Raw genomic sequence first — 13,538 nt, forward strand, 5'->3', positions numbered from 1 at the left:
GATGGAATTCGCGACCGGACCCGTCATTTACGGGCTTATCTTTGTCGGTGTCCTCGTCTTGGTCGAGGGCATCTATCTGACAGTCTTTGGTAAATCGATCAGCCTGAACAACCGGGTGAATCGCCGTCTGGAAATGCTCGACAAGGGCGCCGGGCGCGAAGAGGTGCTGGAAAAACTCCGCAAGGAGATGCAGCAGCACATGGCATCGCGCAAGATCCCGCTGTATTCGCTTCTGGCTGACAAGGCGCAGAAGGCGGCCATCGCCTTTACCCCGCAGCAGCTGCTGATGATGATGGCGGTGCTGTCGGGCGTGGCCTTTATGGGCATCACCGTCAGTTCGGACACCTCGCTGGCGATGCGGGTTGTGATGTCCGTCGGCATCGGCATCGGTGCCGTCTACATCTGGGTCAGCCGCAAGGCCAACAAACGTTATTCGATGATCGAAGAACAGCTGCCCGACGCGGTGGAACTGATGGTGCGCAGCCTGCGCGTCGGCCACCCGTTTTCCTCGGCCATCGCCATCGTCGCGAAAGAGGTGCAGGATCCGCTGGCCTCGGAATTCGGCATCATCGCCGACGAGGCCGCCTATGGCCGCGATATGGGCGAGGCGCTGAAAGAAATGGCTGAGCGTCTGGACATGCAGGATATGCGCTTCCTCGCCGTGGCGGTCACCATCCAACAGCAATCGGGTGGTAACCTGGCCGAGGTTCTGGCCGGTCTGGCCGCCGTGATCCGCTCGCGCTTTCGCCTGTTCCGCCGTGTCAAGGCGATCACCGCCGAGGCGCAATGGTCGGGCAAGTTCCTGTCGGCCTTCCCCATTCTGGCGCTGATCGTGATCAACGTCATGGACCCGCATTACTACGATGAAGTGATGGAACACCCCTATTTCATTCATGCCTGCCTTGCCGTGGCTGGGTTCCTCGGAGCCAACCTGTTCGTCATGCGCTCGCTGGTGAATATCAAAGTCTGAGGAGCGCCAAAATGGACGCCATCAACCAATTCCTGGTCAATCTGCTTGGCCCCATGGGACCGCTCTACGCGGTTGGCGGGCTGGGTGTGGTGCTGATCCTTGTTGCCCTGCCGGTGTTCCTGCGCAAGGAACGCGATCCGCTGGACAAGCTGAGGCAGCAGTCCAATGCCGCCGCGGCAGGCGCCACCAAAAAGGACCGGCTGCGGGTTGGCACCAAGAACGACAAGCTGGAGAAATATTCCTCCTTCCTCGAACCGCAGAACGAAACCGAGTATTCGGCGGCCAAGCTGAAGCTGATGCAGGCCGGCTACCGGTCGCGCGATGCGGTGCGGTTCTTTCACTTTGCGCAATTCGCGCTGGGGATCCTCGGGATCCTGCTCGGGCTGATCTATTTTGTCCTGTTCATGGCCGCGGATGAGCCGACGACCCAACAGACTTTGATGTATATCCTCGGCCCCGGCGGCATCGGCTATATGTTCCCGAAATACTGGGTAACCAAGCGTATGCAGACCCGCAAGGACGAGATCACCGACGGTTTCCCCGACAGTCTCGACATGCTGCTGGTCTGCGTCGAAGCCGGCCAGTCGATGGATCAGTCGATCATCCGGGTGTCCAAGGAAATCCGGCCCTCGTTCCCGGCGCTGGCCGACGAATTTGAGATCGTCAGCAACGAGATCAAGGCCGGCAAGGACAAATCGACGGTTCTCGCCGATATGGCCGAACGCTGTGGCGTGATGGATATCTCGTCCTTTGTGACGGTGCTGATCCAATCCTCCATCTTTGGCACCTCGATCGCCGAAGCGCTCAGGGTCTATGCGGCGGAAATGCGTGACAAACGTGTTATGCGCGCCGAAGAAAAGGCAAACAAGTTGCCGACCAAGATGACCCTTGCCACAATGATGCTGACGGTGCCGCCGCTGCTGATCATCCTGGTCGGTCCCTCGGTTCACGGCATCACGCAAATGGGCAATATGAGCCCCTAAGACAAAGGCATCGGCACCCATGGCGAAAATTCACCTCGCCATCCTCGTCAGCTTTGGATTGGCCGCCTGTTCGTCAGGCGGCTTTTCCCCTGTTGGCGATCAGGTCTATGCGCCCGGCGTGAAACCGAACGCCAAGGCGGTGGACGGGCTGATCGTCGGCGACCGGCTGATGGCGGCGAAAGAATACGAGCTGGCGCTGCAGGCCTATACCCGCGCCGCCGGGGATCAGGGGATGAACGTCGAGGTGCTGTCGGCCCTGGGTGCAGCGAACTACAGCCTGGGGCGGCTCGGCCAGGCCGAAAAGCAGCTGCGCGCGGCGATCAAGACCGGCGAAGCGGCGCCCGAGGCCTGGAACAACCTCGGCATCCTGCTGATGGAAAAAGGCGAAACCGCCGAGGCTGTGCAGATCCTCAAGCGCGCCTACGCCCTCGACAATGGCGAAAGTGACGCAATTCGAGACAATTTGCGGCTAGCGCTCGAAAAACTTGAAAATTCGAGCTACGCTGTCGATAATCAAGACCAAGAATACAAAGTGGTACGGCGCGGCAGCAGCGAATTCCTGATCCGCCAGATACCATGAGGCCCGAGGCAGAGCAGTAAAGGACGCAGTTCATGCGCCATCCCCTATTTGTGACCCTGTATCTGGCAGGCGCGGTTGCGCTTGCGGGCTGTGACCAAAACGGGTCCGGCGAGGTCAACCGCGCCTTTCGCGACGTGAACGTCGTCGATGAATCCAACCTCAGCGACATCATGTTGACCGTCGCCGACCCGAACGAGGCAGTGGCCTATTTCCAGCGCACGTCGAGCGACAACCCCAAGCGGATCGACCTGCAGCGCGGGCTGGCACAAAGCCTGATCCGGGCCAAGCGCCCGGTCGAAGCGGTGCCGGTCTTTGCCAAGATCGTCGAGCATAAAGAGGCCAATGACGACGACCGGGTCGATTATGCCGACGCGCTGATCCGGGCCGGGGATTGGGCCAAGGCCGACAAGGTGCTCGACCAGATTCCGCCGACGTTTGAGACTTACAAGCGCTACCGGCTGGAGGCGATGATCGCCGACAGCAACAAGGAATGGAAAAAGGCCGACAGTTTCTATGAAATCGCCGCCGGGCTGACCACCAAACCGGCTGGCGTGTTGAACAACTGGGGCTATTCGAAACTGACCCGTGGCGATTTCACCGGGGCCGAACGGCTGTTCGGTGATGCGTTGCGTCAGGACACCAGCCTGTTCACCGCCAAGAACAACCTTGTTCTGGCCCGGGGTGCACAGCGCAATTATACCCTGCCGGTGATCCCGATGAGCCAGGTCGAACGCGCCCAGCTGTTGCAGACCATGGGCCTGACGGCGGTGAAACAGGGCGACGTGCAGACCGGCAAGGCGCTGTTGCGCGATGCCATCGACACCCATCCGCAGCATTTCGAGGAAGCGGTGCGCGCGCTTCGCGCCCTCGAAACCTGAGCCCGGCGGCATGGAAATCTCAAGCCTGTCGGCGCTGATCCTGGCGATTCCGGCCCTTCCCCTGTCGTTCTACACCGTGTTCAGTGACCTGCGCGGTATGCGGATCCCGAACAAGACGGTGATCGCGCTGGCCGCGGCCTTCATCCTGCTGGGCCTCTTGGTGATGCCGCTGGAAACCTATCTGTGGCGTCTGTCGCATCTGGCGATCATGCTGGCGGTGGGGATTTTCGTGCATGCCGCCGGGCTGGCCGGTGCCGGTGATGCCAAATACGTCGCCGCCGCCGCGCCCTATGTCGCGCTTGGCGATATCCGTTTTGTTCTGGCGCTGTTCACCGCCAATGTTCTGGCCGCCTATGCCGCGCATCGACTGGCCAAGCACACCGCCCTGCGCCGTCTGGCCCCGGAATGGGAAAGTTGGACCCGCACGCGAGACTTCCCAATGGGTCTGGCGCTGGCGGGCACCCTGTCGATGTATCTAGTCCTGGGCATCTTCTTTGGCAGCTGACGCCGTTCCAGGCGCGTGATCAATGGCGTAGAGGCTGAACCCCGCGCCCTGGTGCACCTCATGCAGACCAACCCCGATCTCTTCGACATATGACAGGATCAGCTGCCGGGCCGATGGGTTCGCCGGGCAATCCGGCACCAGCAGATGGCTGGCATTGGCAAAGCCGGGCAGCCCTTCGTAATACCACGGCGCGCCGCCCTGGAGCGGTGCCAGCGGCGCAAACAGCCAATGCGGCGCCAGGTAATCGGCGACGAAGGGCTGGACCTGCAGCGCCGGTTTCAGCGCCCTCAGCGTGGCGGCCTGATCCCGGGTCTCGGCAATCAGCCCGGCGGTCAGGGTGCAATCCGGCAAGGTCCGATCCAGAAACAGCGTCTGCATCGCCGGGTCGATATCCTTGCTCACGCGCAGCGGCATCGCCATGCGCGCGGGTCCGGCGTAGTCGGTCAGGATCTGCAGATCCGCCCCGATCGGTGTGCTGAACACCGGCGCGTACTGATCGCGCGGCAGAAACGCATGGCGCAGCGGGCTGACCAGCAGATTGAGCATGATCGGCGACAACAGAACCAGCGCGCCCAGAGCGACCCCGCCAAGGCCGAGGCGCGGCCCCTCGCCCGACGCCGGCAATTGCGCCAAGAGACAGATGGCGAGTGCCAGCAGCCAGATCGGATCATTGCCGATGTTCTGAAAAGCGATGTGGGCGAAGGCGGGCAGCAGGATCAGCAGGGTCAGCCCCGGCCCGCGCGACTCCCGCCGCAGCAGCCAGGCACCGATCAGCGCCAGCAGGCTGGCCGGGGCATAGGCTGGTGACAGGATCACCTGCACCAATGACGCGGAGGGCCAGGGCCGCAGGGACGAGTGTGACCCGGCACTCAAATCATAGAAATAGGCCAGCCAATAGCCGAGCCCGAAGATCAGGCTGTATCCGGCCCAGACCGCCAGCGCAGCAAGGATTCCGACCCACATCACCCGGGCGCGAAACTGAATCAGCAGGCCCAGCCCCACCGGGATCAGCAACGCCAGTGCCACATCGGCCTTGATCAGCACCAGCGCCGCCAGCGCCAGCCCGATGATCAGCCCGTCCCGGACATCGGCCCGGTCGCAACGCGCCGGAACCACGACCAGCACCACCACCAGGCTGGTCAGCGCCCAGGCCCAGCGGTTGGAATGCGCCAGCAGCGACAGGTTCGGATCGCTGCCACCATAGGTATTGGCGGTGACCATCCCCAGCACCGCGACGCCAAAGCCGCAGGCGAGCCACAGCGGCAAGCGGCTGACCCCGGTCCAGATCACCGCCGGCAACAGCACCAGCGCTGCCAGAATCTGGCCCCAGAGCAATGCCTGACCAAGGCCGATCTGCCATCTGATCCCGAACTGCGTGGGCAGCGACAGCAACACCGCGAAGGGCCGGATCGCCAGATCGCCGATTGGCGTCATGAAATCCTGATGTGGCACCTGCCCCGCCGTCATCCGCAGCACCAAATCGGCCAGATGCAGCATGTCGCCTGCATCGCGATCAAACCGTAACGCGCCAGCGTAAAGCGTCAGCCCCAGCTGCAGCGCGAGGAAGCCGAGCATAAATCCACAATAAAGCCGTATTTGCGCCCTGCTCATGATCCCCTCATGTGGTTTTTGTCACATTACGAGGCTGAAATGCGCATTGGAATGATTTGTTCACCGGCCTTTGTGGCCGAAGCGTAATATGGAAAAAAACCTGTGATGAGCAGAAGGCAGGAACACGTATGAACATGCAGGTCCAAACGGGGGTGGCACCGCCACCTTTGCCGCATTCTCTGGAAGAGATGTGCCTTCCCATCGTGATGATGCGGGACATCTTGCTGAAAACCATTTTCCGCAAGAATATCGACCGGATCAGCACGATTGCGCAGGCCTTGTCGCTGCCTGTCCCGGTGACCCAGGAGCTGGTGGATATCGCCCGCGAGCAGATGCTGATTGAGGTGACTGGCACGGTCAAGGCGTCCGCTTCACGCGAGATGGCCTATCAGCTGACAGATTCCGGCCGGGCCCGGTCGCTGGATGCGCTGAAACAATCGGAGTATTATGGCGCCATGCCAGTGCCGCTGGCGATCTATCATGAACAGATCAAGCGCCAGTCGATCAAGAATATCCAGGTCACCCGCGACCACCTGACCGCGTCGATGGGGCATCTGGTGCTGCCCGACGACCTGATCTCCAACCTCGGCCCCGCTGTGTCCTCGGGCCGGTCGGTGCTGATGTATGGCCCGCCGGGCAACGGCAAATCCTCGATCTCCAACGGCATCCGCGACGCGCTCGGGGACAAGATCTACGTACCCAAGGCGGTCGAATATGCCGGGCAGGTGATCACAGTTTACGATCCGATCGTACACACCGCCGCCGAAGAGCAGGTGGACGACCCGAACACGCTGCGCCGCGCCTCGAACCGCTTTGACAACCGCTATGTGCTGTGCGCGCGCCCGACGGTGATCACTGGCGGCGAACTGACGCTGGACATGCTCGATCTGGTCTATAACCCGGTCGCCCGCACCTATCAGGCGCCGCTGCAGATGAAGGCCACGGGCGGCGTGTTCATCGTCGATGACCTTGGCCGTCAATCGGAACCGCCGCAGGCGCTGATCAACCGCTGGATCGTGCCGCTTGAGGAAAGCAAGGACATCTTGGCGCTGCAATCGGGCGAAAAATTTGAAGTGCCGTTCGACACGCTGGTGATCTTTTCCACCAACTTCCACCCGAACGAGCTTTTCGATAAGGCCGCGCTGCGCCGGATCTTCTTCAAGATCAAGATCGACGGGCCGAGCCAGGAAAACTTTCTCAAGATCTTTGCCATGGTGGCGCGCAAGAAGAAGATGCCGCTGTCGGAACCGGCGCTGGTGCATCTGCTGAAAAAGAAATACCCGACCATCGACAACATTTTTGCCAATTATCAGCCGATCTTTCTGATCGACCAGATGATCTCGATCTGCGAATTCGAAGGCATCCCCCATCAGATGACCCCCGAATTGATCGACCGCGCCTGGCACAACATGTTCGTCAAGGACGAGCATATCGTGAACTGATCCGCACCGGGCGGATCGCCTGCGCGAGGACAAATCGGCCCGCGATCACTCGGCTGGGGCTGTGTTCCGGTCTGGCATCGTGGTCCCCAGCGGCAATTCTTCAAGTCGCATCGAAATCAGACAAGCCACAAAGGCCAAGATCATCGCGACGCCGTAGATCGGCGTAATCGCCTCGGAAAACCCGGCGATCACCTGCGCCCGCAGGTCCGGGTCCAGCGCAATCACCCGCTCGAACGTGATCGGCCCGTCACCGCCGCCCGGCAACAGCGGGCGCACATGGCGGCCCAGCCCCATCGCAAACAAGCCGCCGAACAGCGAGGTGCCGATGGCGCCACCGGTGAGGCGGAACATGTTCACGCTGGCGGTGCCGATGCCGATGTTTTCGATCGGGATCGCCGACTGGATCGCGGCAATGCTGATGCCCATCGTCGGCCCCAGCCCGATCCCGACCATGCACAGATTGGCAGAGATCAGCCAGATTGACGTGTCCGGCCCGATGTTGGACAGGCAGAACATCGCGACCCCCAGGAACGCGGTCGAGGCGATCGGCATCCATTTGTAGCGCCCGGTCCGGGACATGGAGCGTCCGGCCAGGATCGAGGTGCCGATCATGCCGAACATCATCGCCACCAGGAACATGCCCGACTCGGCCGGTTCCAGCCCTTTGACCACCTGCAGATAGGTCGGCATGAACGCGATGGTGCCGAACATCGTCATCCCGACCAGAAAGTTCATCGAATTGGCGACCTGGAAGTTCCGGATCGTGAACAGGATCGGCGGCATGATCGGTTCGGCAGCGCGGCGTTCAACCCGAACCAGCAGCAGCAGCACAACCGGGGCCAGCGCCAGCAATGCCAGCACCGTCGGGCTGGTCCAGGGCAATACCGCACCGCCCAGATTGGCGAGCAGAACCAAAGTGCTGAGCAAGGAGGCCAGCAGGAACCCACCTAGATAGTCGATCCGGTGCTTGCCCGAGGACGGCGCTTTGTCCATCGCCAGGCTGATCACTGTAAAGGCGATCATCCCGATCGGCAGGTTCAGCCAGAAAATCCAGTGCCAGCTCATATGGCTGACAATATAGCCGCCGACCAGTGGACCGATGATCGAGGACACGCCAAATATACTGGACAGGACACCCTGCGCTTGGCCGCGTTGACGTGGTGGCAGCACATCCGCAACCGAGGCCATCGAGAGCACGATCAAGGACCCGCCGCCATAGCCCTGCACCAGGCGCCCGGCCACCAGGGTCAGCATGTTCTGCGCGGTTCCGCAGATCACCGATCCGACCAGGAACACGATGATCGCGGCCTGCAGAACCACCTTTCGGCCATAGAGATCACCCAGCCGCCCGGAAATCGGCGCGCCGATGGTCGAGGCCAGCAGGAACGCGGTCACCACCCAGGTGATGTAATCCAGCCCGCCCAATTGGCTGACGATCCGCGGCAGCGCAGCCGCCACGACGGTGTTGCCAATCGAGGACAGGAACAAGGTCGAAGCAATTGCGGCAAAGATGATCCGAAGCCGACGCTTATCGATCTCTGGTGGCGGGGTCTGGTCTGCCTCGGCTGCCGCCATGAGGTATAGTCCTTTGCTGACCGGTTGTTGCCGGCCTGAATTCGCCCGGGAGAGCGCACAGACATGGTTTGGATTTGGTCAGTGCGGTGCTAATCTTCCGTAGCCGCCGTTATCTGCTGCTGGCATTTGCATGTCAATAGCATGTATATTGGCGGCGCAGTCGATTCCGGTCGCCGCAGGACATACGCCAATCAGGAGGGCAGGATCATCGGCTCACGCGATGACATCACCAAACGCTACCTCGCCCGCGCCGGGATCCCGCCCGAAGTGTCGGATCGCGCGCTCAAGCTGGATGCGATCGTGCAGAACTGGCGCCGCCGCGTCCAGAAACGCGAGATCGGCCGGATGGCGCTGCGCGAGTTGGACCTGCCGCTGGACCTGCCCAAGCTCGACGTGCTGATCGCGATCTGGGCGCCATCGAACGAATTCGGCCGCAACGATGCCGAAACCATGGTCTCGACCATCGCCACCCGGCTGGGCATCGATCCGTCGCGCGCCTCGCGCCTGGTTTCGGATCTGATCGGCCAGGGTTTTGTCAAACGCTGTGTCTCACAAGAGGATGCGCGCCGCACCGTGGTGGATCTGACCGACCAGGGGCTGGCCATCGTCGACGCGGTGCGCACGATCAAGTTCCTGATGCTGGGCGATTATCTGAAAAGCTGGCCGATCGAGGAAATCGACGCCTTCGTGCCGCAGATGGAACGCTTCTTTCACTGGTCCGATCAGGCTGAAACAATGAATTCCGGTCGCCTGAAACCCGAGATCGAAAAGCTGGCGAACAAGCTCAAGCAAAGCTTGGACTGAGCTGGGGCGCGATCGACAGCCCCTTGCCCAATCCGCCTGCGGCACCTTAAGAACGTAGCATGAACACGCTGCCCGCCCCGTTTCAGCACTGGTTTTCCAGCCGTGGCTGGCAGATCCATCCGCATCAGCGGGCGATGCTGGACCGGGCCGCCGACCCGGCCCTGCTGCTGATCGCCCCGACCGGCGGCGGCAAGACCCTGGCCGGGTTCCTGCCGACCCTGGCGGAGCTTGCCGATGGCGGGCACCAGGGGCTGCACACGCTCTATATCTCGCCGCTCAAGGCCTTGGCCGCCGATATCAAACGCAACCTGTCGACCCCGGTCGAAGAGATGGGCCTGCCGATCCGCATCGAGGATCGCACCGGCGACACCTCTTACACCGCCAAGCGTCGCCAGCGCGCCGACCCGCCGCATATCCTGCTGACCACGCCGGAAAGCCTGGCGCTGCTGATCTCTTACCCGGACGCGCCCCGCATCTTTGCGGGTCTGCAACGGGTGGTGGTGGATGAGATCCACGCTCTGGCTGAAAGCAAGCGCGGCGATCAGCTGTTCCTGGCGCTGGCGCGGTTGCAAACCCTGTGCCCCGATCTGCGCCGGGTCGGCCTGTCGGCCACCGTCGAGGATCCCGCCGCCCTCGCCCGTCTGCTGGCCCGGCATCCCGACCGCTGCGAAATCCTGACGGCCGATCCCGGCCCCGACCCGGATATCGCGATGCTGGAAACCGCCGAATTGCCACCCTGGTCCGGCGGTGGTGCCGGCTATGCGATTCCGGCGGTGCTTGACCAGATCCGCCAGCACAAGACCACGCTGATCTTTCACAACACCCGCGCCCAGGCCGAAATTTTCTTTCACGCCCTATGGATGGCCAATGACGAGGCGTTGCCGATCGGCATTCACCACGGCAGCCTCGACCGGACTCAGCGCGAACGGGTGGAGCGGGCGATGACCACCGGGCGGCTGCGGGCGGTGGTCTGCACCGGATCGCTCGACCTCGGAATCGACTGGGGCGACGTCGATCTGGTGATCCAGATTGGCGCGCCGAAGAACGTGAAACGGCTGGTGCAACGGATCGGGCGCGCCAACCACCGCTATAATGCGCCGTCCAAAGCGCTGCTGGTGCCCGCCAACCGGTTCGAAGTGGTCGAATGCGTCGCCGCGCTGGAGGCGGCGAAGGCGCATGATCTGGACGGCGATCCGCGCGGACCTGGCCCGTTGGACGTGCTGTGCCAGCATATCCTGATCACCGCCTGCGCCGGGCCCTTCGATGCCGCGGCGCTGTTTGCCGAGGTCACCAGTGCCGGGGCCTATGCGGATCTGGCGCGCAGCGATTTTGACGCCTGCCTCGAATTCGTCGCCACCGGCGGCTATGCCCTGCGCGCCTATGACAAGTGGAAGCGGCTGCAACAGGGGCCCGACGGGCGCTGGCATCTGCGCGACCCGCGCGCCACCACGCTGATCCGGATGAACATCGGCACGATCTTTGACTATGACAAGCTGAAGGTCCGGTTGAAAAACACCTTTGGCCGGGCGCTGGGTGAAATCGACGAAAGCTTTGCCGCCTCGCTGACCACCGGCGACACGTTCCTGATCGGCGGGCGCATCGTGCGTTACGAGGGGTTGAAGGAATTGACCGTCGAGGTCACCCGCAACGCCGCCCGCAAGCCCAAGATCGCGGTGTTCGCCGGGTCGAAATTCGCCACCTCGACCCAGCTCAGCCACCGCATCCTACGGCTGTTCCAGCAGGACGACTGGCCGAACCTGCCTCCTCACACCGCCGAATGGCTGGCGCTGCAACGGCAGCTGTCGCGGTTGCCCGAACCGGGGCGGCTGCTGTTGGAAAGCTTTCCGCATGACGGGCGGCAGAACCTGGTGATCTACGGGCTCGCCGGGCGCAATGCGCAGCAGACCCTCGGCCTGATCCTGAGCAAACGGATGGAGGATCTGGGGCTTGCCCCGCTTGGCTTTGTCGCCACCGATTACGCGACCCTGATCTGGGGGCTGGAGCATCTGGACGATCCCGCGCCGCTGTTCGAGCCCGCCAGCCTGCGGGTCGGGCTGGAGCGCTGGCTGTCTGACAATGCGCTGATGAAACGCACCTTTCGCGCCTCGGCGCAGATCGCCGGGTTGATCACCCGCAACCAGCCACAAGCGGCGCGCAAGAGCGGGCGTCAGGCAACGGTTTCCTCGGACATCCTCTATGACACCCTGCAGAAATATGACCCCGACCACCTGCTGCTGCGGATTACCCGGATCGAGGCGATGCGCGGCATGGTCGATTTTGGCCGGGTCGAGGAAATGTTGGCCCGGATCGACGGGCGCATCGACCATCTGACCCTGGATCGCATCACCCCGCTGGCGGCACCGCTGTTCCTGGAACATGGCCGGGTGCCCGTCGAGGGCGCCGGGCGCGAACGGCTGCTAACGGAAGAGGCCGATCGCCTGATGGCCGAGGCAGGGCTGACGCAAAGGCCCTGATCCGTCGCCGGAACTGACCCGAAGCCGGCAGGGGCGTTCCGTTCTGCGCCAAGTCTCGGCCCTGAAAAAATAGCTATTTCTGCACCTTCAAACCGGATGGACAAATTACCTGACGCCAATTAGCGTCCAAATATGAAAACTGACCGTCCTCTGCTTGGCATCCTCTTGATGATCGGCTTTTGCGTGGTCGCGCCGATGGGTGATGCGGTCGCCAAGCTGCTCGGTGAAAAGCAGCCCTTGGGGCAGCTGCTGCTGATCCGCTTTGCGGTGCAGGCGCTGTTGCTGGCTCCGCTTGTGGCGCTGACCGGGCGCAGCTGGCGGCTGTCGGGCCATCTGCTCAACCTGGCGATCCTGCGCACCTTCCTGCACATCATCGGCATCGGCATGATGTTCACCGCGCTGCGCTACCTGCCGCTGGCCGATGCGGTGGCCATCGCCTTTGTGATGCCGTTCATCCTGCTGGTGCTTGGTCGGCACTTTCTGGGCGAAGAGGTTGGCATCCGGCGGCTGCTGGCCTGCGTCGTCGGCTTCATCGGCACGCTGTTGGTCATTCAACCCAGCTTTGTCGAGGTCGGCCTGCCGGCGCTCTTGCCACTGGGCGTGGCGCTGAATTTCGCGGTATTCATCCTGGTGACCCGTAAACTGGCGCCACATACCGATCCGATCGGGCTGCAGACGACATCGGGTCTGATCGCCGTAATCGTGCTGTTGCCGCTGATCCTGCTGCTGCAGCCGTTTGACTTTGCTCTCACCGATTTCGTCGCGGTGGATCGCCATAACGCCTTTCTGCTGTTTGCCATTGGCGCCCTTGGCACCCTTGGGCATTTGCTGATGACCTGGTCGCTGCGCTATGCGCCCTCGGCCACCCTGGCACCGATCCAGTATCTGGAAATCCCGGTCGCGACGATCATCGGCTTTTTGATCTTCAAGGATTGGCCGAATGGCCTGGCCGCCCTGGGCATCCTGATCACCATGGCCGCCGGGCTTTATGTGGTCATGCGCGAACGGGCCATCGCGCGGGCGCAGCCGCAAGCGCAGGAACAACCTCCGACAATTCCGCCCGAGGCATGATCACCAGCATCAGCGGCGCCGCGATTTTCAGGCGCACCGGCCCGGTCACCCTGTTCGAGGTGCCGACCCGGTGATCCGGCGCAAAGACCAGACCGTCGATCGGCCATTGCAGCCCCTCAGATGTCCCGGACACCTGCCCCAGCGGATAAAGCGACAGCCAGCTGCCGAGCTGCGGCGTCACCGCAAACTCGGGCGGGCACAGAAACACCGCCTCCTCCTCACCGACCAGAATACAGCGTCTGTCGGGATGCCGGGTCAGCACGGTATAGGCGGCCAGCGCGTGATCTGCCCGTGTGCCGCTGAATCCGGCACCAATCACCAGCGGCGCCTCGATATGGCGCAGCGCCTTGTCGAAATCGGTGCTGTCCTGTTCGGTGATCCGGTGCAGCCTTTCGGCGGCAATCCGCGCGCGGTGTTCGGGGTTGAGGGAATCCATATCGCCGATGACCGCTTCGGGCATAATATTGCGCCTGAACGCATGCGCGGCACCGCTGTCCGCGGCCACAACGGGACCACCAAGGCCAAGAACCTCGTCCAGAAGGCCGTCAGAGACCATTGCGCCGCCAAGCAAAACGATTTGTTTACAGGTGGTAAATAATGTCGAAGGCATGGCAATCCCGGCACTTGCGTGGACTTGAACCACAC

The 13,538-nt window shown here is 62.5% G+C and carries 12 protein-coding genes; 9 read left to right on the plus strand and 3 right to left on the minus strand.

Annotated elements, in window-relative coordinates:
• Nucleotide 1: 1 nt before the first annotated feature.
• Genes P1U48_RS12385 through P1U48_RS12405 form a run of 5 tightly spaced genes read left to right on the plus strand, consistent with a single transcriptional unit; the run spans nucleotide 2 to nucleotide 3,916 of the window.
• Entirely contained in the window at nucleotides 2-970 is a 969-nt protein-coding gene (locus P1U48_RS12385; RefSeq protein ID WP_301069323.1) for a type II secretion system F family protein, read from the plus strand.
• 11 nt (nucleotides 971-981) lie between these two features.
• A complete protein-coding gene (locus tag P1U48_RS12390) occupies nucleotides 982-1,953 on the plus strand; it encodes a type II secretion system F family protein (RefSeq protein WP_301069324.1) in 972 nt (323 codons plus the stop codon).
• Between the two features lie 19 nt (nucleotides 1,954-1,972).
• Complete coding sequence (locus P1U48_RS12395; protein WP_301069325.1) at nucleotides 1,973-2,533, plus strand: tetratricopeptide repeat protein; 561 nt, start codon at nucleotides 1,973-1,975, stop codon at nucleotides 2,531-2,533.
• Between the two features lie 32 nt (nucleotides 2,534-2,565).
• Nucleotides 2,566-3,411: a tetratricopeptide repeat protein gene (locus P1U48_RS12400; RefSeq protein WP_301069326.1), complete on the plus strand. Its 846-nt coding sequence runs from the start codon at nucleotides 2,566-2,568 to the stop codon at nucleotides 3,409-3,411.
• Nucleotides 3,412-3,421: 10 nt separating this feature from the next.
• On the plus strand, nucleotides 3,422-3,916 hold the full coding sequence (locus tag P1U48_RS12405) for a prepilin peptidase (protein ID WP_301069327.1): 495 nt from the start codon (nucleotides 3,422-3,424) through the stop codon (nucleotides 3,914-3,916).
• Here P1U48_RS12405 and P1U48_RS12410 read toward each other — a convergent pair.
• The gene (locus tag P1U48_RS12410) at nucleotides 3,887-5,491 is read right to left on the minus strand and encodes a hypothetical protein (protein WP_301069328.1); all 1,605 of its coding nucleotides are present in this window, start codon (nucleotides 5,489-5,491) and stop codon (nucleotides 3,887-3,889) included. The genes P1U48_RS12405 and P1U48_RS12410 overlap by 30 nt on opposite strands.
• A gap of 164 nt (nucleotides 5,492-5,655) precedes the next feature.
• On the opposite strand from P1U48_RS12410, the gene P1U48_RS12415 reads away from it, so the two are divergent.
• Nucleotides 5,656-6,969, plus strand: a complete 1,314-nt coding sequence (locus P1U48_RS12415) for an ATPase (RefSeq protein WP_301069329.1) — start codon at nucleotides 5,656-5,658, stop codon at nucleotides 6,967-6,969.
• 45 nt (nucleotides 6,970-7,014) lie between these two features.
• Here P1U48_RS12415 and P1U48_RS12420 read toward each other — a convergent pair whose 3' ends face one another.
• Nucleotides 7,015-8,544, minus strand: coding sequence for an MDR family MFS transporter (locus P1U48_RS12420; protein WP_301069331.1), 1,530 nt, complete (start codon nucleotides 8,542-8,544; stop codon nucleotides 7,015-7,017).
• Nucleotides 8,545-8,685: 141 nt separating this feature from the next.
• Between P1U48_RS12420 and P1U48_RS12425 the strand changes: the two genes are divergently transcribed.
• The 3 genes from P1U48_RS12425 to P1U48_RS12435 all read left to right on the plus strand — a co-directional run bounded on the left by P1U48_RS12425 (nucleotide 8,686) and on the right by P1U48_RS12435 (nucleotide 12,893).
• A complete protein-coding gene (locus tag P1U48_RS12425; RefSeq protein WP_301069332.1) occupies nucleotides 8,686-9,348 on the plus strand; it encodes a MarR family winged helix-turn-helix transcriptional regulator in 663 nt (220 codons plus the stop codon).
• A 59-nt stretch (nucleotides 9,349-9,407) separates the two neighbouring features.
• Nucleotides 9,408-11,822, plus strand: a complete 2,415-nt coding sequence (locus P1U48_RS12430) for a ligase-associated DNA damage response DEXH box helicase (protein ID WP_301069333.1) — start codon at nucleotides 9,408-9,410, stop codon at nucleotides 11,820-11,822.
• A gap of 132 nt (nucleotides 11,823-11,954) precedes the next feature.
• Complete coding sequence (locus P1U48_RS12435) at nucleotides 11,955-12,893, plus strand: DMT family transporter (protein WP_301069334.1); 939 nt, start codon at nucleotides 11,955-11,957, stop codon at nucleotides 12,891-12,893.
• Here the strand turns inward: P1U48_RS12435 and P1U48_RS12440 are convergent.
• Nucleotides 12,817-13,503: a thiamine diphosphokinase gene (locus P1U48_RS12440; protein ID WP_301069335.1), complete on the minus strand. Its 687-nt coding sequence runs from the start codon at nucleotides 13,501-13,503 to the stop codon at nucleotides 12,817-12,819. The two genes, P1U48_RS12435 and P1U48_RS12440, sit on opposite strands and share 77 nt — an antisense overlap.
• Between the last annotated feature and the right edge of the window lie 35 nt (nucleotides 13,504-13,538).

Origin of the sequence: Pseudooceanicola sp., from assembly GCF_029213205.1 — a bacterium.
Taxonomy (GTDB): domain Bacteria; phylum Pseudomonadota; class Alphaproteobacteria; order Rhodobacterales; family Rhodobacteraceae; genus Pseudooceanicola.